Source organism: Pseudomonas sp. S32 (genome assembly GCF_016648095.1).
GTDB lineage: Bacteria > Pseudomonadota > Gammaproteobacteria > Pseudomonadales > Pseudomonadaceae > Aquipseudomonas > Aquipseudomonas parafulva.
In genome coordinates, this window is record NZ_JACVVF010000022.1 from 52695 (window position 1) to 73033 (window position 20339).

Genomic DNA, 20339 nt, shown 5'->3' on the forward strand with positions numbered 1-20339 from the left:
AAGTTCGACAACGTGTTGAACCAATATACTGTTCGGTGCCACTAAGCAGTTGATAACGCGTTATTACCTGGCCGTCTTGAAAAAGGAACCATGCCCATGTCCCGTCTCGCCGAATTCCGCCAGCTTGAACAAAAGCTGGCGTCGCAACTTGCTGAACTGGAAGCCATGAAAGGCAGCCCGGAGCTGCAGAAAGAAATCGAGTTTGAAACCAAACTGCGCAACCTGTTGGCCAAGTATGAGTACAGCCTGCGCGACATCGTCAATTTGCTCGACCCGCAGGCCGGGCAACACAAGGCCGCACCCGCTGCTGGGCAAAAAGCGCCGCGCCGTGCGCGGCAGGTCAAACAGTACAAGAACCCGCACACCGGTGAAGTGATCGAGACCAAAGGCGGCAACCACACCAAGCTCAAGTCGTGGAAAGCCGAATACGGTGCCGACGAAGTGGAAAACTGGCTGGCCCGCTAATGTCTGGCAAGCGCTACCCCACCACCCCGGACGGCCGATACTTCGTGGTCCGGGGGCGGCTGTGGCGCTGCTCCAACCCCTCATTGTCAGACGCGCAGCGCAGCACTTGGGTGCATGCGCTGATGCAGGCACGGCGCGCCGTGAAACATGCCAGGGCGCACAGTGACCCAAGCCTGCTCCAGCAAGCACGCGCCCATGTGCAGGCGGCCAAGGAGGCCCTGGGCGAGCGCGGGCCGGTTTGGTGGTCCGACGGCAGCCCGGACTTCAACCGGCACATGGCAGTCAACACTCCTTATGCCCAGTGGTATCGCGCGCTTGAGCAGCCTCTTGCGCAGGCAACTGCTGCCCCCGCGTCTTGATCAGCGATATCACCACGCCGCCCAGCAGCAAACCGAACGTCACCCCCAGTGACAACAGTGCCGGCACTTTGCCCACCATGCCGTGATAAAAGATCTTGCAGCCGATGAAAATCAGCACCAGGGCCAGCGCGTATTTGAGGTACACGAAGCGGTGCATCAGCGCCGACAGGGCGAAGTACAGCGAGCGCAGGCCGAGGATGGCGAAGATGTTCGAGGTGTAGACGATGAACGGGTCCTGGGTGATGGCAAAAATCGCTGGCACGCTGTCCACCGCGAATACCAGGTCGGCCAATTCGATCAGTACCAGCGCCAGGAACAGAGGCGTGGCGTGGCGTAGCGGCTTGCTGTGCCCAGGCGGGGTGTGCTGCACGAAAAACCGTGAGCCGTGGATGTCGTCGGTGACGCGCATGTGCCGGCGCACGAACTTCAAGATCGGGTTGTTGGCGAGGTCAGGCTTGTCGTCATCCTTGGCCAAGGCCATTTTTATACCGGTGAACAACAGGAAGGCGCCGAACAGGTACAGCACCCAGGCAAAGTTCTGCACCAGCGCCGCGCCCACGCCAATCATGATCGCCCGCAGGAACACCACCCCCAAAATGCCCCAGAACAGCACCCGGTGCTGGTAGCGGCGGGGCACGGCGAAATAACCGAAGATCATGGCCATGACGAACACGTTGTCCATGGACAGCGATTGTTCGACCAGAAAGCCTGTGTAGAACTCCAGTGCCGACTGGGCACCCAGCTGGAACCACACCCAGGCGCCGAACAACAGGCCGACACTGAAGTAGCCTGAGTACAGCAACAGGCTTTCGCGCATTTCAATTTCCCGGTCCTGGCGATGCAGAACGCCCAGGTCGAGCACCAGCAAGCCGATGACGATCGCCATGAAAACCAGCCACAACCAGGTGCTGGTGCCAAGAAACGGGGTGGTGAGCAATGTGTGCAGAGCTGTCATGAGCCCCTCCTTGATTGTCGATGTTGCAAGGCAACAGTGATCCGACATGGCGGCTTGGCAGCCGTCAGAGGGGCCCGGTATCACATGGGTTTCAGGCTAGACGAGGTTACCGGCGGGGAGGGTGGCCAGCTGTTACATTTCTTTGCTGGCACCTGTCAGTACACCCACACCTCTACCCGACGGTTGCGCAGGCGGCCCTGCTCACGCTCATTGTCGGCTACCGGCAGGTCGTCCCCCAGGCCGATCAGTTCCAGCACCTCGACACCCTCGCGGGCCAGCACGCGCCGCACCGCTTGCGCCCGCAGCCGTGACAGCAGCGCTGCGCGCCCTGGGGTGTCCTTGGGGTCACCGAACCCCACCAGTACCGCCCGGCGCTGCAGCTTGCCGGCCTGGTCGAGGTAGCGGGCGACCCGCTGGATGTCGCGCAGGGCTTTGTTGTCCAGCGCGGCGCTGCCTGGCTGGAAGCGCAAGCTCACACTCAACCGCCGCGCCTGCTGCGCCAGGCTGCGATAGCTCGGCGGCATGGTGGGCCGGGTGTTTACCTGTTGCGCTTCGATCTGCTGGGAAACGAAGCCTTGCCGGGCGACGATCGCCTGGCCGGCTGGGCTCTGGGCAAATTCGGCCAAGGCCATGGCCTGCGGTTTGGGGTGGGCGGGCAGGTACAGGAACAAACGCCTGGAGAGCGGGTAATCCTCACTGGCGACCTGCGCCGACGTGGGTAGCAGGGCGGGGGTATCGCCGTCCGCCACAGGCAACACCTTGGCCCGGTGGACGGCGGCCAGGCTGCTGAAGCCAATCGCCTGCCGGTCGTTGGCCACCGCTGCGGCCAAGGGCTCGCTGGCTTCGAAGCGTTGGGCGTTGTGCGCCAATTGGCACTGACGGGGTGCCAGCACCATCGCTTTGAAGCTGGCATAGGTGCCCGAGCGGTTGTCCCGGGCATAGAGATGAATGGCACCACCGGGCACACCCAGTTGCTCCCAGTGATGCACCTGGCCGCAGAACACCTGGGCGAGCTGATCGGTGGTGAGTTGCGCCAGTGGGTTATCTGGGTGGGTGATCACGGCAATGCCATCCAGGGCGATCACCTGCTCGGTGTCGGCCTCGCGCAGGTTGCCCAGCGCGTGCAGCGCGCGTTGTTCGCGCTCGGTGATGGGGCGCGACGCTGCTGCCAGGTCGGCGTTACCGCGGCCCAGGGCGACAAAGCCGGTGCTGCTGCCGTGGGCGGCTATGTCGACCCGAATGGGGCTGCCGGAGGCGTCGACGGCAGTGATCACTGTTTCATTGGCGGTTTGGCCTGGCTGGGTGTGCACCGCGGTTGCCTGCTGCGCCTGCAGTTGCCCGACCACAAGTGCAGGCAGCAAGGTCGCACCCATGGTATTGGAGCCGGCCAGGCGCAGGTGCACGGGCTCGGCCAGGGCTGTCAGCGGGAGCAGGTTGAACAGCAGGATGAGCAGGCGAGGCATGCCGGAAGGCCCGTGGCACAGAGGTGGCCGGCAGATTACGACAGTTGCGTGATGTTTATATGACTGCGCTGGCGCAGCGGCGCCGCAGTGGCGCCGCCGCGTTCAAGGCTTCAATGGGCTCCAGCCGACTTGCTCAGGTCGCTCTCTTCCCATTCGGTGTAGATGCACGCATCGGCCACCGCCCAGCGCACGTGCACCGCATCCCCTGGCTGCATCGGCATGCCGGCAGCCGACAAGGCTTTCACGGTCAGCTCGGTCCCCCCCGCCGTGATCACGTGGCAGGTTTGGCTTTCACCCAGGAACAACACCTCGCCGACCTTGGCGCTGACTTCGTTCCAGCCCGCAGGCAGGGGTTGTGCCGCGGCCTGTTCGGCGGTCAGGGCCAGGGCTTTTTCAGGCCGCACCATCACCAGCGCCTCCTGTTCGGCAACCAGCCCCGGGGTGAGGCGGATGGCCACCGGCTGGCCCTCGAAGCGCCCGGCACCGTTGCCGGTGGCCTTGATGCGCAGGAAGTTGGAGTTGCCCAGAAACGAGGCCACGAACGCATTGGGCGGGTTCTGATACAGGTCGTAGCCGGTGCCCAGGCCGACGATCTTGCCATGGCTGAAAATGGCAATGCGCTGGGACAGGCGCATGGCTTCTTCCTGGTCATGGGTGACATACACGATGGTGATGCCCAGCCGGCGGTGCAGCTGGCGCAGCTCATCCTGCAGGTCTTCGCGCAGTTTCTTGTCCAGCGCGCCGAGTGGCTCGTCCATCAGCAGGATGCGCGGCTCGTACACCAGCGCCCGGGCAATGGCCACGCGCTGCTGTTGGCCGCCGGACATCTGCGACGGTTTACGGTGGGCGAACGGTTCCAGTTGCACCAGCTTCAGCATGGCATCCACGCGCTTTTTGGTTTCAGCGGCGGTGAGTTTGCGGATGGCCAGCGGGAAGGCGATGTTGTCGCGCACGTTTAGGTGCGGGAACAGCGAGTAGCGCTGGAATACCATGCCGATATCACGCTTGTGCGGTGGCACATTGACCAGCGACTGGCCATCCACCAGGATCTCGCCACTGCTGGGGGTTTCGAAGCCGGCCAGCATCGACAGGGTAGTGGACTTGCCCGAGCCGCTGGAACCCAGGAAGGTCAGGAACTCGCCGTCCTGAATGTCCAGGTCGAGGTTGTCCACGGCGGTGAAGTCACCGTAGTGCTTGTTCAAGCCCCGCAGGCTGACCAGGAGCTTGCCTGGCGCGTTGTCTTTGATCACTGCACTCATTGTTGTTTTTCTCCGCGCGCTCAGGCGTTTGTTTCGGTACGCCGGCGCAAGGCGGCGGCAATGAACATCACAAGCAGCGAAAGGCCGATCAGCAGGGTCGAGGCCACCGCAATCACCGGGCTGAGGTCCTGGCGCAAGGTGGTCCACATCTTCACCGGCAGGGTCTGCAACTCAGGGCTTGCCATCATCACGCTCAGCACCACTTCATCCCATGACACCAGGAAGGCAAACAGGCCGCCTGCAATCATGCCCGGGCGGATGGCTGGGAACGTTACCTTGAAGATGGCCTGCAGGCGCGAGGCCCCGCAGATCACCGCAGCGTCCTCGATGGACTGGTCGAACAGCTTCAGCGAGTTGATGATCGAGATGATGGTGAAGGGCAGGGCCACGATCACGTGGCTGACCACGAATGCGAACAGCGTGCCGGTGTAGCCCAGCTTGAGGAACAGCGCATACACCGCCACGGCAATGATCACCAGCGGTACGATCATCGGCATGGTGAACAGGCCGTAGAGCATTTCTCGCCCGGGGAAGCGGCCGCGCACCAGCGCAAAGGCCGTTGGCAGGCCCAGCAGCACAGCCGCCACGGTGGTCAGCACGGCGACTTTCAGGCTGGCCAGCGCCGCGTCCATCCACTCAGGGTTGGAGAAGAACTGGCCGTACCATTTGAAGGTCCAGCCCGGCGGTGGGAACACCAGCCACTGGGACGAGCCGAACGAGAGCAACACGATGAACACCACTGGCAGCAGCAGAAAGGCCGCAATCACCCCGGTGGTCAGGTACAGGCCCGTTCGCAGCGGGCGGCCCATGGCATTGGGAGACAGGAGCATGGCGGTTTACCTCGCGTTGCCAACCGGGGATTCCGGTTGCAGCTTCAGGTACAGGTAAAAGAGCACCAGTGTGATCAGCACCAGCAAGGCGGCGGCGGCGCTGGCCAGGCCCCAGTTGAGGAACGACTGCACCTGCTGGATGATGAACTCGGGCAGCATCATGTTCTGCGCACCGCCCAGCAGGGCCGGGGTGACGTAGTAACCCAGCGACATCACGAACACCATCAGCGCGCCGGAGAACAGCCCGGAGCGGCACAGCGGCAGGAACACCTTCCAGAAGTTGGTCCAGGGGCTGGCGCCGCAGATCGAGCCCGCCTGCAGCACCATCGGGTCGATGGCATGCATGGTGGCCTGCAGCGGCAGCACGATGAACGGGATCATGATGTAGCTCATGCCGATCACCACACCGGTCAGGTTATGCACCATTTCCAGCGGGGCATCGATGATGCCCATGGCCATCAACGCCTTGTTGATCACCCCCGAACTCTGCAGCAGCACCAGCCAGGAATAGGTGCGCGCCAGCAGGCTGGTCCACATCGACAACAGCACGATGTTAAGCAGCCAGCGGCCCCAGCCTTTGGGTACCAGGGTAATCGCCCAGGCCAGGGGGAAGCCCAGCAGCACACTGATCAGGGTCACCAGCCCGGCTACGGAGAAGGTGTTGAACAGCACCCGGGCGTAGGCGGAGTTGGCGAACAGCTGCTCGTAGTTGCCAAGCCCGGGGGTTGGCTCCAGTACACCACGCAGCAACAGGCCGACCAGCGGGGCGAAGAAGAACAGGCCGAGGAACAGCAGGGCGGGCAGCAGGTTGCGGCTGCCTTTCCAGCGCTGGCCAAGGCTGGCCCGCCGTGGCGCCGCAGCGGTGCCGCCGGTGCCCGAGGGGGCACCTTGGGCATTGTGCAGGGCGTTGATGGCAACCTTCATTTGACCAGCCACTCATTCCAGCGGGCAGCAATGGCCTGGCCGTTTTTTGCCCAGTAGGCGAAGTCCAGGGTGACCTGGTCCTGGGCATAGGCGGTTGGCAGGTTCGGGGCCAGGGCCTTGTCGAGTTTGGCCACGCTGTCGACGTTGACGGGGGCGTAGGCGGTCTTGTTGGCGAACTCGGCCTGGCCTTCAGCGCTGCTGGCGTTGGCCAGGAATTTCATGGCCGCGTCCTTGTTCTTGGCACCCTTGGGAATGACCAGGAAATCGGCCATGACCAGGTTCTGCTTCCAGCTCACACCCACCGGTGCGCCATCTTGCTGCAGGGCGTACACGCGGCCGTTCCAGAACTGGCCAAGGGAGGCTTCACCCGAGGCCAGCAGTTGCTGGGACTGGGCGCCACCGCCCCACCAGACGATGTCCTTCTTGATGGTATCGAGCTTCTTGAAGGCGCGGTCCAGGTCCAGTGGGTACAGCTTGTCGGGGGCGACGCCATCGGCGAGCAGGGCCAGTTCAAGCACGCCCGGGCTTGGCCATTTATACAGCGCACGCTTGCCGGGGTAGGTCTTGGTGTCGAACAGCGCGGTCCAGTCGGTGGGTTTGCTGGCGCCCAGCTTGCCCTCGTTGTAGCCGAGCACGAAGGAGAAGAAGAACGAGCCGACACCATGGTCGGAGACGAACCGGGGGTCGATCCTGTCGCGTTTGATCTGGGTGAAGTCGAGGGGTTCGAGCAGGCCTTCGCTGGCGGCGCGCAGGGCAAAGTCGGCTTCTACGTCGACCACGTCCCACTGCACGTTACCGCTTTCCACCATGGCCTTGAGCTTGCCGTAGTCGGTCGGGCCGTCCTGCACCACCTTGATGTCGGTGGCTTTGGTGAAGGGCACTGCCCACGCTTCCTTCTGCGCGTCCTGGGTAGTGCCGCCCCAGCTGACGAAATTGACGCTTTCGGCGGCCTGGGCAGCCTGGCACGCCAGGGTCAGCAGGCTTGCAGACAGCACTGCGGTTACACGTTTGCTCAACAGCATGGTTACGCCCTCGTTGCTTTTTGTTATTCGAGGCGGGGTGTGGTGCGCCCGCCAACAGTATTCGGGGAGCAGCTACAGCAAATTCAAGGTCTACGGGATATCATATTATGGTATTCCAAACTTTTCGCAAGGGGCATGAGGCGACCGGCCATCACTCCGCGCTTTGCCCGGCGCCGCAGGTTCAGCCGAGCATCCCGGGTTCGAAGGGGATGCTTTGCACCACTTCCAGCTCATAGCCGGCAAGGCCTGCGTATTTCAACGGCGGCCCCAGGTGGCGCAGCTTGCCGACGCCCAGGTCCTGAAGAATCTGGGCGCCGGTACCCACCTCCGAGTACACCTTCGACTGGCCCCGCTGGTAGGGCCTCAGCGGTTGCGTAAGGTGCGGCACGCGCTCCAGCAAGGCCTGGGAAGACTCATGGTTGGCCAGGATAACCACCACGCCGGCACCTTCTTGGGCCACTTTCTGCAAGGCGGCCCACAACGTCCAGTTGGCAGGGCCGGCGTATTCGGCGCCCACCAGGTCGCGCAGCGGGTCGATCACATGCACCCGCACCAGGGTCGGTTGTTCGCGGCGAATGTCGCCCATCACCATGGCCATGTGCACACCGCCTTCGATGCCGTCTTCATAGGTGACCAGGCGGAAGGTGCCATGCACGGTTGGCAGTTCACGTTCGCCGATGCGCTTGACGGTCTGTTCGTTGCTGAGGCGGTAGTGGATCAGGTCGGCGATGGTGCCGATCTTGATGCCATGGCGTGCAGCGAATACTTCCAGGTCGGGGCGCCGCGCCATGGTGCCGTCATCGTTGAGCACTTCCACGATCACCGACGCCGGGCTGAAACCGGCCAGGCGCGCCAGATCGCAGCCCGCTTCGGTATGCCCCGCGCGGTTCAGCACACCGCCTTCACGCGCACGCAAGGGGAAGATATGGCCCGGCTGCACCAGGTCTTCCGGGCGCGCGTCCGCGGCCATCGCGGCGGCCACGGTGCGGGCGCGGTCGGCGGCAGAAATGCCGGTCGTTACCCCGGTAGCCGCTTCGATCGAAACAGTGAACGCGGTGCTGAAGACGCTGCCATTGGCCGGCACCATCTGCTCCAGGCCCAGGCGCTGGCAGTGCTCGTCGGTCAGGGTCAGGCAGATCAGCCCGCGGGCTTGGCGGGCCATGAAGTTGATTGCCTGGGCATCGCAACGTTCGGCTGCAATCAGCAGGTCGCCTTCGTTTTCCCGGTCTTCATCGTCTACCAGCAGCACCATCTTGCCTTGGCGGTAGTCCTCGAGAATCTCATCGACAGTGTTGAAAGCCATATTGCACACTCGCTGTGGCTGGTTGATTATTATGGTATACCATCATACATAAAATCATTTCGAGAGGAGAGTTACGCATGAAGGCCTACTGGATCGCCCATGTGGACGTCACCGACCCTCAGCAGTACCTGCAATACACCCAGCGCGCCCCGGCGGCGTTCCAGGCGTTTGGCGGGCGGTTTCTGGCGCGCGGTGGGCGCAGCGAGGCGGTGGAAGGGCGTGCCACCCCTCAGCGTAGCGTGGTCATCGAGTTCGACTCCTACGAACAGGCGCTGGCCTGCTACCACTCAGACCAGTACCAGCAAGCCTGTAGCCACCGCCAGGGGGTGGCTCGGGCCGAGGTGATCATCGTCGAGGGGGTCGATGGCTGAACCACAAGGCAGGGGCCACAGTGCAGGTAAAACTGGCTATGCTTGGCCGATGACCAGCCCTGCACCCCTGCGCCAACCTTGCCCGCCGGGTGCCTGTAACTGCGGCCGTGAACAACTGGCCACTCACGCACAGGCCGCCCAGCGCATTCTTCTGCTGAACCGGCAGCAAGAAAAGCGCCTGCTCGAGCGGCTGGAAAACCTCCAGTCCCTCGAAGACCTGTACCGCTTGCAGCAGCGCCTGTACGACAACCTCGGTATCCGGCTGCACATCGCCCCCGGCCACCATGAGGTGCGCACCATGCGCGGCATCGTCATCGAACTGGACGATCAGCCGGGGCTGTGCCGCAAGACTCGCCAGGCCATCCCGGCGGCCATCCGCCGGGGCCTGGAGCGTAACCCACAGGTGGCGTTCCGCCTGCTCGACACCCATGACTTGCTGCGCGATGCCTGATGCCAGGCAGCGCTGCCAACTGCGATTAATTTTTTTACGCCCTGCCACGTCTACTTCAAAGCCCCCCTGCGCCCCTGGCGCTGCGGCCCTCACCATTCAAGGAGACAGGCAATGACTTCCGTTTTCGACCGTGACGACATCCAGTTTCAGGTCGTGGTCAACCACGAAGAGCAATACTCGATCTGGCCCGACTACAAAGCGATCCCCGATGGCTGGCGCGCCGTGGGCAAGAGCGGCCTGAAGAAGGAGTGTCTGGCCTACATCGACGAGGTGTGGACCGACATGCGCCCGCTGAGCCTGCGCCAGAAAATGGCGGAAGCTGCTGCGCAGTGACCACGGTCAACCTGCTGTGCCTGCCGTACTCGGGCGCCAGCGCCATGGTGTATAGCCGCTGGCGGCGCAAGCTGCCCGCCTGGTTGCAGGTGCGCCCGGTCGAGCTGCCCGGGCGTGGCGCACGCCTGGGCGAGCCCTTGCACACCGACATGCAGGGCCTGGCCCGGCAACTGGCGGCCGAGCAGCGCTTGGCGGCCAACGCCCCTTATGCCTTGCTTGGCCACAGCCTGGGTGCGCTGCTGGCGTTCGAACTTGCCCATGCGTTGCAAGGGCTGGGGTGCACCCCACCCCTGGCGCTGTTCGCCTGCGGTACGGCGGCGCCCACCCGCCGTGAAGACTACGATGGCAACAACTGGCGCGAGCCCAAAACCGACCCCGAGTTGCTCGACGAACTGCGCACACTGCAGGGTACGCCGGAAGAAGTGCTGGCCAACCCTGAGCTGATTAGCCTGACGCTGCCCATTCTGCGGGCCGACTTTCTGCTCTGCGGTACCTACGCCTACCGTCAGCGCCCTGCGTTGCACTGCCCGTTGCACGTGCTGGGCGGCGAAAACGACCGCGCCAGTGATGAGCAACTCGACGCCTGGCGTCTGGAGACGCGCGGTGCCTTCTCCAGGCAGATGTTCAGCGGCGGCCATTTCTTCATCCACGAGCATGAAGACCGCGTACTGGCTGCCCTGACCAGCGCACTGGAACCGTTGCGCCAGTCCGCCTGATTGACGTCCCCGGTTGCCTGGGAGAGGCTAGGGCTTTTCCCAGGCAAGGGGCAGGCAATGCTGATTGACCCGAACAAGGCCACGCTGCTGGTCATCGACATCCAGGAAAAACTCATCGGCGCCATGAGCGACCCTGAAGGCACCCAGGCACGCGCTCGCTGGTTGCTGGCGGTGGCAGCAGCGCTGAAATTGCCGACGGTGATTTCGGAGCAATATCCCAAAGGTCTTGGCCCTACACTCGGGCCGTTGCTGGAAGCCGCGCCTAAGGCCGAGGTGGTGGAAAAAAACCATTTCTCCTGCGTCGCTGCCCAGTGCCTGCCCAGCGAATTGATGGCGCGTGGGCAGTTCATCGTCTGCGGCATGGAAACCCACGTGTGCGTATTGCAAACCGTGCTTGGCCTGCTGGCGCTGGGCAAGCAGGTGTTCGTGGTGGAGGACGCCTGTGACAGCCGTACCCAGGCCAACAAGGCCGCCGGGTTGGCGCGCATGCGCGGTGCCGGGGCGCAGGTGGTGACCCGCGAGATGGTGGTGTTCGAGCTGATGGGCAGTGCCAGCCACCCGTCTTTCCGTCATGTCAGCAAGACGTTTCTGGTGGGGGAACAGCCCTGAACCGGCGCGCGGTAATGGGCGTGGTGATCGCCCTGGCGCTGCTGCAAGGCTGCGCCGGGCGCCGCGAACCTACCCCCCAGGCCGACCCGGCGCAGGTGCGTGCGCAGCTCATGCGCCTGCTGCCGGCACAGGCACGCGACCGGGCGGGCTGGGCTGACGACATACAGACGGCGTTTCAGGCCCAGGGCATTGAGCCCAGCCAGAGCAACCTGTGCGCGGTGCTGGCGGTGACCGAGCAGGAGTCCACCTTCAACGCTGACCCGCAGGTACCCAACCTGGGGCGTATCGCCCGAGACGAAATCGACCGCCGTGCGGCGCGGCTGCATATCCCCAGATTACTGGTCGACGGTGCATTGAAAACCCCCTCCGGCAACGGTCAGAGCTACCAGCAGCGATTGCTGTCGGTGCGCAGTGAGCGGCAGCTCAGCGAACTGTACGATGAGGTGATCGCCCGGGTGCCGTTGGGCAAGACCTTGCTCGGTGGCCTGAACCCGGTGCGCACCGGTGGGCCGATGCAGGTGAGCGTCGCCTTCGCTGTACGGCATGCACAGGGCTACCCGTACAGCCAGGCTGGCAGTATCCGCGAGGAGGTGTTCAGCCGCCGTGGCGGGATGTATTTCGGCATCGCCCACCTGCTGGGTTACCCGGCCAGCTACGACCGCCAGCTGTACCGTTTTGCCGACTTCAACGCAGGCTGGTACGCCAGCCGCAATGCTGCGTTCCAGGCGGCGCTGAGCCAGGTGACGGGCGTGCAACTGGCACTGGACGGTGACCTGATAGCCCCTGGTGCGATCATGCCAGGTACCACAGAGCAGGCTGCGCGCAGGCTGGGCGCCAAGCTTGGCTTGCGCAACCCGCAGGTCCGCAGCCAGCTGGAGCAGGGCACCCAGCTGGACTTCGAAGACAGCCGTTTGTACGCGGGGGTGTTTGCGTTGGCTGATGCCGCCGCTGGCAAGCCACTGCCACGTGCGGTGCTACCCGGCATCGAGCTGAAAAGCCCCAAGATCACGCGCAAACTGACCACTGCCTGGTTTGCCGGGCGGGTGGATGAGCGGTATCAGCGGTGCATGCGGCGTTAGCGACGCGGTTCTCGGTTACGATCGCCGGCAAGCTGGGTCCCACAGGCCCCAGCGGAAGCCGGCACACACTGCATCAACTTTCGCCCAGCGCCTTGATCACCTGGTCGACACTGGCCTTCAGCCCCCCCAGCGCATCCTCAGGGTCACTCTCCACCACCACCAGCTTGGCCCCGGATGCCTTGATCACCTCGGCCACCGCAGCCTCCGGCTGCCGATGGTCCAGCACCAGGGCCACATCCTGCGCCTTCAGGTTTGCCCCCAGCGCCTCGAGCGCGGCGGTATCCCAATCGTTCGGCAGCGGTTGCTCCACCACATCCAGGTTCAACCCGCTGGCCAGGTAGCTCAGCCGCTCCGACAGGCTCACCACTGTCAGGTTGTCGACCTTGGCCAGGCGTATCTGGCTGCTGGCGGCCAGCTCCAGCAGTTGGCGCTTGAACCCCGCCAGGTTGCCCTGGATCCTGGTTTTGTCCTGAGGCGAAAGCCGCTCCAGGTCATTGGCCATCACATCCGCCATGCGCCCGAGATTGGTGGGGTTCAGCCAGGGGTAGGCGGCATGGGCATCGTCACCGGTCACCGCGATGCCCGGCAGTGCGCCGTCGACGGGGCGCGCCGCGTCAATTTCCACGATGCGGATATTGCTGCGCCTGGCCACCGGGTACAGCGGGTCGTCGCGCCATATGGAGCGCAGCCCGATCACCGCGTCGGCTTGCTGCGCCGCCTTCTGCAAACTGGCGCCGCCGCGCCCGCTGAAGTACGACGGTTGCCGGCTGGCAGGCAGGTTGGCCGGTGCTGCCCGTTTCAGCTCCACCGTGGTGCCGTCCAGCAGGGCGCTCGCCAGGCTATGGGTCACGGGCAGGGCGGTCAGTACTTGGGTGGCGAACGACAGCGACGGCAGGCTGGCCAGGGCCACTGTCAGGGTCAGGCGTTTCAGATTCATGCCGGGTTTCCTTGCAGGCGTGGGACGAGGGCGCGGGCCAGTGCCGCGAGGGCGAAGCAGATGCCGGCAACCAGGATGATCGCGGCGCCTGAGGGCACCGGCAGGTCGCAGACGATGGGCAGCAAGATACCGAGCAGGGTGCTGAGCGTGGCGATCAGCACCGACAGAAAGAAGAAGCCTTTGAGCGACTGGCTGACCAAACGCGCGGCGGCAGCGGGGATCACCAGCAAGGCACCCACCAGGATCGCCCCGATCACTTTCACCGAGGCCACGGTGACCAGCGTGACCAGCACCACGAACAGGTAATCCAGGGTTTTCACTGCTACGCCGCGCACGGCAGCCAGCTGCGGATTGAAGCTGGCCAGCATGATCCGGTTGTACAACGGCAAGGCCAGGGCCAGCACCAGCGCAGCGACGATGCCCAGCACGACCAGGTCCTGGCCGCTTACGGTCAACACCGACCCGAACAACACGTTTTCCAGGATGTGCACGTTGATTTTGCCTGCCAGCATCAACAGCAGGCTGGCCCCGAGGGCCAGGGACACCGACAGGAACACGCCGATCAACGTATCCGGCGACAGCCCCGTGCGGTTGCGCAGGAAGTTGAGCAGGATGCCGAACAGCAGGCAGTAGCCGAACAGGCTGCCATAGGGGCCGGTGTAGGGCTCGCCCAGCAGGATGCCGATTGCCACGCCGGTGAGGGCCGCATGGCCGACCGCTTCAGAGAAGAACGCAAAGCGCTTGACCACCACCAAGGTGCCGAGCCCACCCAGGACCGGGCCGATCATCAGGCCTGCCAGCAAGGCGTTGACCACAAAACCGTAGGCCAGTGCCTCCGGCAGGTAGCCCAGTGTGGCCCACTGCTGGACCAGTTGACGGAAGGATTCGAAGCTCATCAGGCAAGGCTCTCGCTGCGCGGGTGAACGGAGAACAGGCCGAGCAGGCGCTCGGGCGTTAGGGCCTGGGCGGGCGGTGCGTCAAACAGCACCTTGCGGCTCAGGCCGGTGACCCGGTCTGCCAGGCGCAGCACCGCCTCCAGGTCGTGTTCGATCCACAGCACCGTCGTGCCGGCCTGGCGCCAACCGGCCAGCAATTGCTCGAACACCTGAATGCCTGCCTCGTCCAGCGCCGACATGGGCTCGTCCAGCACCAGCAATTGCGGTTCGGGGATCAGGCCCTGGGCCAGCAGCACCCGTTGGCGCTCACCACCCGACAGCGCGCCCATGCGGCGCTTGCGTTTGTCCAACATCCCGACCCGCGCCAGCGCGGCGTCGATGGCGGGCTGCACCCGCCGGGACAAACCCAGGAACGCGGGGCGTTTCTGGCACATGGCGGCCATGAAGTCATCGACGGTCATGGGTAGCCCACGGTCGAACTCCAGCGCCTGTGGCACATAGCCGATAACCTCCCGCTCGCCTGGCCAGCGCAGGGTCAACTGACCCTGGTGCGGCATCTGCCCAAGCAGTGTCTTGATCAACGAACTCTTGCCGCCACCATTGGGGCCGACGATGGCGTGCACAGTGCCGGGCGCGACGCTGAAGGCCACCTGCTCAAGAATGCGCGTGCGCCCCAGGGTGAGGTCGATGCCACCGAACTCGATGGCCGGGCCACAAGCCGGCTGCACGTGGGCGGCGGCGGTCATGCGCGGTTCTCCTGAATGGCCCGCACCACGGTATCGAGGTTGCGCTTCATCTCCACTTCATACTTGTCCTTGGTGTATTCCCCGTAGGAGATGTGGGTCAGTGGGTACAGGCGAACGCCGGCCTCGCGCTGGATGGTTTCCACGTAGGCGGAAGGGAAGTCCATCTCTGAAAAGATCACCCGCACATCCAGCGCCTTCAACTGGTCGATGGTCTTTTTCAACTGGGCGGGGCTGGGTTCGATGCCGTGGGCCGGCTCCACCACGGCGGTGACTTCCAGGCCGAAGTCGCGCACCAGGTAGTCGTAGGCGGCATGGATGGTGGCCACGCGGAAGGTGGCACTGGGTGCCTCGGTCACCTTGGCCAAGGCCTCGGCCCGCAGGGTGCGCAGGCGCTTGCCATAAGCGCGGGCGTTCTGCGTGTAGAACTTGGCGTTTGCCGGGTCCAGCTTGCCAAGCTCGCGGGCGATGTTGTTGACCTGCGCAATGGTGGTGCTGATGGACAGGAAGGTATGGGGGTTGACGACCTTGCCGGCACCCCGTGCGGCGATGCCTGTGGCGGCGAGCAAGGGGACGTTCTGGTTGGACTCGATGGTGGCGATGCCGGGCTTCTCGCTGGCGGCGATCATGCGGTCGGCAAAATCGTCATGGCCTACACCGTTGAGCACCACCACGTCCAGTGTACCGATGCGCCTGATGTCCTCAGCCCGGGGCTCGTAGGCGTGGGGGTTGAAACCCGCAGGAATCAACGGCACCACTTCTGCCTTGTCTGCGACGATATTGCTCACATAGCTGTAGTACGGGTGCAGGGTGATGCCGATGCGCAGTGGCTTGCCACTGTCGGCCAGGGCCGTGGCCGGCAGGGCGATGGCCAGAAGCAGGGCGAGGGCGGAGCGAAACATGGGAAGTCCTTTTGGGTTCAGTGGCGGTGTTCGCGGGTGACACCGGCGTCGTAGTGGCTGACCACCTGCCGCCAGCCCGCTGCAATCAAGGCTGCCTGGCCGAGGTCGTCAGGTGGCATGTGGCTGCTGTCGCGGCGTAGCCAGATATCCGGTTGGCCGTCGTTGCCAGCGGGCAGGATCAGCAGCAGGCTGCCGGCGATGTCCGGGGCCTGGCTGCGGCCGAGGTAGGCGCCGGCCTGCAGCCACGTCCACTGATGGTTGCCGCGGCTCTGGCTGCCGGCGTCATCGACGAAAGGCGGCAGGCCGTCTTCGGCCAGCGCCTGCACACCCGGGGCAGCCTGGCGTTCTTCGCGCAGCATCTGGATTTCGTCGAAGGCCACCCTCAGGTCGGTATACAGGCCCTGTTCGGCTGCAGTCAGGTCACGGCGTGCATCGAGCTGGTGGCGCTCGATGGCCTGCTCGTCTTCACGCTCGCCACGCAGCGCCACCACCCCTGCTGCCAGCAAGACGATCAGTGCGCTGAACAGCAGCACGTACAGGGTTTCGTGCCCGGCACCCGCCGGGCGTATCACCTGGGCGCGGCTCATGGTTGTGGGATGTCGGCGTAGTCGACTTCCACCACATGCCCGGGGCCGGCGTCGAACAGCACATAGAACTCGCCATCAGGGCGCTTGAAGGTCAGGGTCGAGTCTTCCCCCAGCTTGCCGCCGACCAGCACCTGCTCGTCGTAACCAATCACGTCCAGGGTTACGCCAGGGGCGCCGCTGCCATCGGAGAAGCCCCCCGTGCACTTGACCTGGCCGCTGGCAAGTTCCTCGCATTCGCACATGGGGTTGTGGGCCATCGCCGGGGCGGCGGCCAGTAGCAGCATCGGTAGCGCGAAGGTGCGCATCAGGTGTTTCATTTCTTGCCTCCTTGTTTCTTGAGCCACGCCACGGTAGCGGGGGATGCCTGGGCCAATGGGACCGAAGCCTGGTGCATGCTGCCGTCCCAGCCTTCCACGGTGATCCAGATCTGGGCATCGGGGCTGGTGCGTGGGGGAATGGGCAATGAGGTGGCCATGCTGTAGGGCGCACCGAAGAAAATGGTGCCAGCAGCGCGCAGGCTGCGTGGTTTTCCGATACGCAGGTAGGTCGCCTTCACGTCCTGGATGCAGGCCTTGCACAGTGCTGCGTTGAAGACTTTGAAAAAGCCGGCAGGGCCGTCGGCCAAAGGTGCCTCATCGCGCATCTCGGCCAGGTCCAGGCTGTAGGGGCCAACTTGGATGTCGCGCACGATGTTGGCGCCCAGGCCCGCGTCGCCGCGGAACAGTTTGGCATCGGCGAAGTACTTGGGCATGAAGCCCAGTGGAATGAGGATCAGCAGGATGTTCAGGTGAAAGCGCCATTTCAGCCAGGCTTGTTTCAACGGGCTGGCGGTGAGGGTCTGGGCCCGGCTCATGAGTGGATCTCCACAGTGGTTTCACGCGGGAGGTTGCGGGGGGCGCGTTCACCACGCTTGAGCGCGGCCGCAGTGGCCTGGGCGGTACGCTTGGTCCAGATAAGCAGGCCGCTGAACACCATCAGGGTCAGTACTAGCCCGAAGAAGAACCACACCAGCTTGATCGGCAAGCCACCAAAATCGCCCGTGTGCAGCGGGCGCATGGATTCGGTGACGAACTCCAGCGCCGACCTGTCGCTGATCAGAAACTGGCTGTCGATCGTGCGGGTGTAAGGGTTTACCGCCGCACTCTGGTGCATCAATGGGTACCAGCCTGGGCCGCCCAGGTTGATGTGGCTGTAAGCGGTAGACGGCAGTGAAACGAAGCTGACTTCCAGCCCGGGGATGGCCAGGCCTGCCAGGCGCACAGCCTCGTCCAGGTCGATGCGCGGGGCTGGGGAACCGTCTTGGGTTTGCGGGACCTGCTCCCGGGCGATGACAGGCACGACCTTCTCGCTTGAGAGGGTGATGTGATTGTCAAAAAGGATCGCCTGGATCAGGAACCAGGTACCGGTAATGGAAATGACTGCAATGAACCAGATTGACCACACTCCGGCCAGGCGGTGCAGGTCACCCCAGAAAATCCGGGAGCCATGGCCGGTTCGCACCGGTTTGAAGAAGCCCTTCCAGAACTTCTTGTACACCACCAGCCCGGTCACCAGCGAAGCCAGCATGGGCAGGCCCAGTATCGAGACCAGGTACCACCCCCAGCTATAGCCATTGGTGAAGGGCACCAGCCACCAACCGTGCAGCGCGCGGGTGAAGGCTTCGAAGTTGAAGTCCGGGGTCTTGCCCTGGATGGCGCCGGTGTAGGGGTTTACATAAAGCGTCGGGCTGGTGCCGTCTGGCAGGGTGACATTGGCCTTGACGGCGAAATGCGAGCCATCTGGCTGGCTGAGGCCACCCACGATCATGTCTGGCTTGGCTTCATGCAGGGCATTCAGTACCTGCTGGAAGGTCATGCGCTGCACGTCGCCATCAGGCTTGTTCGCCCGCACCGCCGGGTCGGCCAGCCAGACGATCTCCTGGCTGACCACGGCGAGCATGCCAGTGAAACAAACGATGAGCACGAAGAACCAGATCGGCAAGGCGAGCCAGCTGTGGACCAGGAACCACAACCTGGACTTGGATTTTTTCGGTGTTTTGGCCATCAGACAGTCTTCTACAGGGGATAGTCGAGCGTGAGCCCAACCAAAAAGGGCTGTACTGATAAGGACGAATGAGAATCAAAAAACCGTCGTTTTAAATGCAAGCAAATGTTTCAGATGGCCGAAGCCGGCCCGTGGTGGAACCATGGGCCGGCCTGGAAGAGGTGGGTCAGGCGCTGGTCAGCGCTACAGCAGGTTGCGATTTGCCTTGCAGGTGCGACAGGTCGTGGTAGAGGGCCCGGCCAATTTCTGCTGCACGCGATGGCAGCACCGACAGCAGGGTGTCGCTCAGGCCATGGCTGTTCTCACAGAACCCCTGCAGATACACCGCAGCCTGCAGGTCAGGGCTGGCCAGTACCCGGTAATTGCGGTTGACGTTGAAATCGTCCAGGTAACCTGCCAGCGGCGCCAGCAGCTCGCGGTGCGAGCGACGTTCGTAGCCGGTCGCCAGGATCACGGCGTCGTAGCGGTGCGTCTGCTGCTGACCGGTGGCGAGGTCACTGAGTGTCAGCTCCAACCCGTCGCGGGTGGCCACCACCGCTTCCACCTGGCGACGGCACAGCACGTTGTGACGGTGCTGGTGGGCGACCTTCTGCCGGTAGAGCACGCCGTAGATGCGTTCGATCAGGTTCAGGTCCACGACCGAGTAGTTGGTGTTGTGGTATTCACCCAGCAACTTGCTGCGTTGTTCGGCCGGTTCGTTGAAGACCAGGTCGGTGTAGTCCGGGGCAAAGATTTCGTTCACGAACGGGCTGTCGTCCGCGGGCTTCAGGGCCGTGGCGCGCAGGATCATGTCCACCTTGACCGACGGGTAGCTGTCATTCAGGTCGATGAATGCCTCTGCGGCGCTCTGGCCCGAGCCGATCACTGCAATGCGCATGGGTTTGCCGTCGGTGCAAGGCAGTTTCTTCAGGCTGCTGAGGTACTGGGAGTGGTGGAATACCCGAGGGTCATCCTTGAACGCGCCAAATTTCTGCGGAATTTTCGGGGTGCCACCACTGCCCACCACCACCGAACGGGTACGACGGCTGTATTCCCGGCCCTGGGCGTCGCGCGACACCAGCCGCAAATGTTCGACGCGGCCGGCTACAACCTCGGGCTCGATGCGCAGTACTTCTTCGCCATACACGGCCTGGGTGGCGAAATGCTCCGCTGCCCATCGCAGGTAATCGTTGTACTCCAGGCGGCACGGGTAAAAGGTGCCCAGGTTGATGAAATCGGCCAGGCGTTGCTTCTGGTGCAGGTAGTTGACGAAGCTGTAGGGGCTGGTGGGGTTGCGCAGCGACACCAGGTCCTTGAGGAACGAGATCTGCAACTCGCTCTGGGTCGCCAGGGTTTCGCCATGCCAGCGGTAATCCTGCTGTTTGTCGATGAACAATGCATCCAGTGCATGGCCCTGCACTTCGGCAAGTTCTTCCAAGGCGATGGCCAGGGCGAGGTTCGAGGGGCCAAAGCCCACGCCGATCAGATCTTTGATAGTTTCCTGCTGTGAGGCCTGGGTCATGGCTGCAATTCCCTGAAGGTCGAATGTGAGCGCGCCAGCGCTGATACATGTTTTGGAACGAGCCAGGGGATAGGGAATTTAGCAGCCTAAAGACCCGGCCACGGCGGCCGATAGGCAGAGGTAGGACGAACATAACCTTTGAAGGGAGCCCACATGGCAGGGATAAACGCAAGCAACCTGATGATCAATGGGGTCTCGGCCCAGGCACTGAGTGAGGCCGCCGCTACCGCTCAGGCCGCCACCCCTGGCGGCGCTGTGACCATCCCCAGCGACAGCATGCGGATTTCCAAGGCTAGCCAGACGCAAGACACCGAGGCCAGCGACCTGGGTGAATCGGAAGCGGTGAAGCAGCTGCGGCAATTGATCAAGGATCTGCAAAAGCAGCTGGCCGAGGAGCAGAAGCAGCTGGCAGCACTGATGGCCAGCAACATGGAGGACACCGCCAAGGCCGCTGCGGTGGCGGCCAAGCAAGCCAGCATCGCCAACCTCAGCGGGCAGATCTTGGCGGCCTCCGGGCAATTGCTGCAGCTATTGAAGGACAGCGGCAGCAGCAGCGCCGGCGCCACGTTCAGCGCCGAGGCCTGACCTGCG

25 protein-coding genes are annotated in these 20339 nt (G+C 63.8%); 9 read left to right on the forward strand and 16 right to left on the reverse strand.

The genetic code is table 11. The features are described from left to right. Window positions 1–96: 96 nt before the first annotated feature. Together IAE38_RS13975 and IAE38_RS23905 are read left to right on the forward strand one after the other, a co-directional pair. A complete protein-coding gene (locus tag IAE38_RS13975; protein ID WP_201164110.1) occupies window positions 97–465 on the forward strand; it encodes a histone-like nucleoid-structuring protein, MvaT/MvaU family in 369 nt (122 codons plus the stop codon). Next, the gene (locus IAE38_RS23905) at window positions 465–824 is read left to right on the forward strand and encodes a hypothetical protein (protein WP_236404011.1); all 360 of its coding nucleotides are present in this window, start codon (window positions 465–467) and stop codon (window positions 822–824) included. The genes IAE38_RS13975 and IAE38_RS23905 overlap by 1 nt, the downstream gene beginning before the upstream one ends. On the opposite strand, the gene IAE38_RS13980 is transcribed toward IAE38_RS23905, so the two are convergent. The 7 genes from IAE38_RS13980 to ribBA all read right to left on the reverse strand — a co-directional run bounded on the left by IAE38_RS13980 (window position 748) and on the right by ribBA (window position 8580). Continuing rightward, complete coding sequence (locus IAE38_RS13980; protein ID WP_201164111.1) at window positions 748–1779, reverse strand: TerC family protein; 1032 nt, start codon at window positions 1777–1779, stop codon at window positions 748–750. The two genes, IAE38_RS23905 and IAE38_RS13980, sit on opposite strands and share 77 nt — an antisense overlap. A 155-nt stretch (window positions 1780–1934) precedes the next feature. Continuing rightward, complete coding sequence (locus IAE38_RS13985; RefSeq protein ID WP_201218056.1) at window positions 1935–3242, reverse strand: substrate-binding domain-containing protein; 1308 nt, start codon at window positions 3240–3242, stop codon at window positions 1935–1937. Between the two features lie 110 nt (window positions 3243–3352). Next, window positions 3353–4501 (reverse strand): ABC transporter ATP-binding protein, encoded by a 1149-nt coding sequence (locus tag IAE38_RS13990; RefSeq protein ID WP_201218057.1) that lies wholly within the window; start codon window positions 4499–4501, stop codon window positions 3353–3355. A 20-nt stretch (window positions 4502–4521) separates the two neighbouring features. Beyond that, window positions 4522–5331, reverse strand: a complete 810-nt coding sequence (locus tag IAE38_RS13995) for an ABC transporter permease (protein WP_028634435.1) — start codon at window positions 5329–5331, stop codon at window positions 4522–4524. A gap of 6 nt (window positions 5332–5337) precedes the next feature. Then, a complete protein-coding gene (locus tag IAE38_RS14000) occupies window positions 5338–6255 on the reverse strand; it encodes an ABC transporter permease (RefSeq protein ID WP_201210375.1) in 918 nt (305 codons plus the stop codon). Continuing rightward, on the reverse strand, window positions 6252–7277 hold the full coding sequence (locus IAE38_RS14005; RefSeq protein ID WP_201218059.1) for a polyamine ABC transporter substrate-binding protein: 1026 nt from the start codon (window positions 7275–7277) through the stop codon (window positions 6252–6254). Before IAE38_RS14005 ends, IAE38_RS14000 begins: the two co-directional genes overlap by 4 nt. 181 nt (window positions 7278–7458) lie before the next feature. Beyond that, window positions 7459–8580, reverse strand: coding sequence for a bifunctional 3,4-dihydroxy-2-butanone-4-phosphate synthase/GTP cyclohydrolase II (gene ribBA, locus IAE38_RS14010; RefSeq protein ID WP_201218060.1), 1122 nt, complete (start codon window positions 8578–8580; stop codon window positions 7459–7461). A gap of 77 nt (window positions 8581–8657) precedes the next feature. Between ribBA and IAE38_RS14015 the strand changes: the two genes are divergently transcribed. The 6 genes from IAE38_RS14015 to IAE38_RS14040 all read left to right on the forward strand — a co-directional run bounded on the left by IAE38_RS14015 (window position 8658) and on the right by IAE38_RS14040 (window position 12139). Next, window positions 8658–8951 (forward strand): DUF1330 domain-containing protein, encoded by a 294-nt coding sequence (locus tag IAE38_RS14015; protein WP_201218061.1) that lies wholly within the window; start codon window positions 8658–8660, stop codon window positions 8949–8951. Window positions 8952–9000: 49 nt separating this feature from the next. After that, entirely contained in the window at window positions 9001–9402 is a 402-nt protein-coding gene (locus IAE38_RS14020; protein WP_201218063.1) for a hypothetical protein, read from the forward strand. Window positions 9403–9513: 111 nt separating this feature from the next. Next, window positions 9514–9735, forward strand: a complete 222-nt coding sequence (locus tag IAE38_RS14025; RefSeq protein WP_028634429.1) for an MbtH family protein — start codon at window positions 9514–9516, stop codon at window positions 9733–9735. Next, window positions 9732–10451 carry a thioesterase II family protein gene (locus IAE38_RS14030; RefSeq protein ID WP_201218064.1) on the forward strand — a complete coding sequence of 240 codons (720 nt, stop codon included), beginning with the start codon at window positions 9732–9734 and terminating at the stop codon, window positions 10449–10451. The genes IAE38_RS14025 and IAE38_RS14030 overlap by 4 nt, the downstream gene beginning before the upstream one ends. 57 nt (window positions 10452–10508) lie before the next feature. Next, complete coding sequence (locus tag IAE38_RS14035; protein WP_201218065.1) at window positions 10509–11060, forward strand: hydrolase; 552 nt, start codon at window positions 10509–10511, stop codon at window positions 11058–11060. A 14-nt stretch (window positions 11061–11074) separates the two neighbouring features. Then, on the forward strand, window positions 11075–12139 hold the full coding sequence (locus IAE38_RS14040) for a DUF1615 domain-containing protein (protein WP_201218066.1): 1065 nt from the start codon (window positions 11075–11077) through the stop codon (window positions 12137–12139). A 73-nt stretch (window positions 12140–12212) separates the two neighbouring features. Here the strand turns inward: IAE38_RS14040 and IAE38_RS14045 are convergent, their stop codons facing one another. From IAE38_RS14045 to IAE38_RS14085, 9 genes are all read right to left on the reverse strand, one after another. Beyond that, window positions 12213–13076, reverse strand: coding sequence for a metal ABC transporter solute-binding protein, Zn/Mn family (locus IAE38_RS14045; RefSeq protein ID WP_201218068.1), 864 nt, complete (start codon window positions 13074–13076; stop codon window positions 12213–12215). Next, window positions 13073–13972 carry a metal ABC transporter permease gene (locus IAE38_RS14050; RefSeq protein WP_060481235.1) on the reverse strand — a complete coding sequence of 300 codons (900 nt, stop codon included), beginning with the start codon at window positions 13970–13972 and terminating at the stop codon, window positions 13073–13075. Before IAE38_RS14050 ends, IAE38_RS14045 begins: the two co-directional genes overlap by 4 nt. After that, window positions 13972–14718, reverse strand: a complete 747-nt coding sequence (locus IAE38_RS14055; RefSeq protein WP_028634423.1) for a metal ABC transporter ATP-binding protein — start codon at window positions 14716–14718, stop codon at window positions 13972–13974. Before IAE38_RS14055 ends, IAE38_RS14050 begins: the two co-directional genes overlap by 1 nt. Continuing rightward, window positions 14715–15617 (reverse strand): metal ABC transporter substrate-binding protein, encoded by a 903-nt coding sequence (locus IAE38_RS14060; RefSeq protein ID WP_201218069.1) that lies wholly within the window; start codon window positions 15615–15617, stop codon window positions 14715–14717. Before IAE38_RS14060 ends, IAE38_RS14055 begins: the two co-directional genes overlap by 4 nt. 17 nt (window positions 15618–15634) lie before the next feature. Continuing rightward, window positions 15635–16204 carry a DUF6162 family protein gene (locus IAE38_RS14065; protein WP_201164124.1) on the reverse strand — a complete coding sequence of 190 codons (570 nt, stop codon included), beginning with the start codon at window positions 16202–16204 and terminating at the stop codon, window positions 15635–15637. Next, window positions 16201–16521, reverse strand: coding sequence for a hypothetical protein (locus IAE38_RS14070; RefSeq protein ID WP_060481237.1), 321 nt, complete (start codon window positions 16519–16521; stop codon window positions 16201–16203). Before IAE38_RS14070 ends, IAE38_RS14065 begins: the two co-directional genes overlap by 4 nt. Next, window positions 16518–17057: a thiamine pyrophosphate-binding protein gene (locus tag IAE38_RS14075; protein ID WP_201164125.1), complete on the reverse strand. Its 540-nt coding sequence runs from the start codon at window positions 17055–17057 to the stop codon at window positions 16518–16520. Before IAE38_RS14075 ends, IAE38_RS14070 begins: the two co-directional genes overlap by 4 nt. Then, a complete protein-coding gene (locus IAE38_RS14080) occupies window positions 17054–18247 on the reverse strand; it encodes a PepSY-associated TM helix domain-containing protein (protein WP_201218070.1) in 1194 nt (397 codons plus the stop codon). Before IAE38_RS14080 ends, IAE38_RS14075 begins: the two co-directional genes overlap by 4 nt. Before the next feature lie 166 nt (window positions 18248–18413). After that, entirely contained in the window at window positions 18414–19748 is a 1335-nt protein-coding gene (locus IAE38_RS14085; RefSeq protein ID WP_201218071.1) for a lysine N(6)-hydroxylase/L-ornithine N(5)-oxygenase family protein, read from the reverse strand. A 153-nt stretch (window positions 19749–19901) separates the two neighbouring features. Between IAE38_RS14085 and IAE38_RS14090 the strand changes: the two genes are divergently transcribed. Continuing rightward, window positions 19902–20333, forward strand: a complete 432-nt coding sequence (locus IAE38_RS14090) for a hypothetical protein (RefSeq protein WP_201218072.1) — start codon at window positions 19902–19904, stop codon at window positions 20331–20333. The last annotated feature ends 6 nt before the right edge of the window (window positions 20334–20339 follow it).

Bases quoted from the DNA above. Each gene is read 5' to 3' on its own strand.
- IAE38_RS13975 (WP_201164110.1), top strand. From the start codon at position 97: ATGTCCCGTCTCGCCGAATTCCGCCAGCTTGAACAAAAGCTGGCGTCG.
- IAE38_RS23905 (WP_236404011.1), top strand. From the start codon at position 465: ATGTCTGGCAAGCGCTACCCCACCACCCCGGACGGCCGATACTTCGTG.
- IAE38_RS13980 (WP_201164111.1), bottom strand. From the start codon at position 1,779: ATGACAGCTCTGCACACATTGCTCACCACCCCGTTTCTTGGCACCAGC.
- IAE38_RS13985 (WP_201218056.1), bottom strand. From the start codon at position 3,242: ATGCCTCGCCTGCTCATCCTGCTGTTCAACCTGCTCCCGCTGACAGCC.
- IAE38_RS13990 (WP_201218057.1), bottom strand. From the start codon at position 4,501: ATGAGTGCAGTGATCAAAGACAACGCGCCAGGCAAGCTCCTGGTCAGC.
- IAE38_RS13995 (WP_028634435.1), bottom strand. From the start codon at position 5,331: ATGCTCCTGTCTCCCAATGCCATGGGCCGCCCGCTGCGAACGGGCCTG.
- IAE38_RS14000 (WP_201210375.1), bottom strand. From the start codon at position 6,255: ATGAAGGTTGCCATCAACGCCCTGCACAATGCCCAAGGTGCCCCCTCG.
- IAE38_RS14005 (WP_201218059.1), bottom strand. From the start codon at position 7,277: ATGCTGTTGAGCAAACGTGTAACCGCAGTGCTGTCTGCAAGCCTGCTG.
- ribBA (WP_201218060.1), bottom strand. From the start codon at position 8,580: ATGGCTTTCAACACTGTCGATGAGATTCTCGAGGACTACCGCCAAGGC.
- IAE38_RS14015 (WP_201218061.1), top strand. From the start codon at position 8,658: ATGAAGGCCTACTGGATCGCCCATGTGGACGTCACCGACCCTCAGCAG.
- IAE38_RS14020 (WP_201218063.1), top strand. From the start codon at position 9,001: ATGACCAGCCCTGCACCCCTGCGCCAACCTTGCCCGCCGGGTGCCTGT.
- IAE38_RS14025 (WP_028634429.1), top strand. From the start codon at position 9,514: ATGACTTCCGTTTTCGACCGTGACGACATCCAGTTTCAGGTCGTGGTC.
- IAE38_RS14035 (WP_201218065.1), top strand. From the start codon at position 10,509: ATGCTGATTGACCCGAACAAGGCCACGCTGCTGGTCATCGACATCCAG.
- IAE38_RS14040 (WP_201218066.1), top strand. From the start codon at position 11,075: ATGGGCGTGGTGATCGCCCTGGCGCTGCTGCAAGGCTGCGCCGGGCGC.
- IAE38_RS14045 (WP_201218068.1), bottom strand. From the start codon at position 13,076: ATGAATCTGAAACGCCTGACCCTGACAGTGGCCCTGGCCAGCCTGCCG.
- IAE38_RS14050 (WP_060481235.1), bottom strand. From the start codon at position 13,972: ATGAGCTTCGAATCCTTCCGTCAACTGGTCCAGCAGTGGGCCACACTG.
- IAE38_RS14055 (WP_028634423.1), bottom strand. From the start codon at position 14,718: ATGACCGCCGCCGCCCACGTGCAGCCGGCTTGTGGCCCGGCCATCGAG.
- IAE38_RS14060 (WP_201218069.1), bottom strand. From the start codon at position 15,617: ATGTTTCGCTCCGCCCTCGCCCTGCTTCTGGCCATCGCCCTGCCGGCC.
- IAE38_RS14065 (WP_201164124.1), bottom strand. From the start codon at position 16,204: ATGAGCCGCGCCCAGGTGATACGCCCGGCGGGTGCCGGGCACGAAACC.
- IAE38_RS14070 (WP_060481237.1), bottom strand. From the start codon at position 16,521: ATGAAACACCTGATGCGCACCTTCGCGCTACCGATGCTGCTACTGGCC.
- IAE38_RS14075 (WP_201164125.1), bottom strand. From the start codon at position 17,057: ATGAGCCGGGCCCAGACCCTCACCGCCAGCCCGTTGAAACAAGCCTGG.
- IAE38_RS14080 (WP_201218070.1), bottom strand. From the start codon at position 18,247: ATGGCCAAAACACCGAAAAAATCCAAGTCCAGGTTGTGGTTCCTGGTC.
- IAE38_RS14085 (WP_201218071.1), bottom strand. From the start codon at position 19,748: ATGACCCAGGCCTCACAGCAGGAAACTATCAAAGATCTGATCGGCGTG.
- IAE38_RS14090 (WP_201218072.1), top strand. From the start codon at position 19,902: ATGGCAGGGATAAACGCAAGCAACCTGATGATCAATGGGGTCTCGGCC.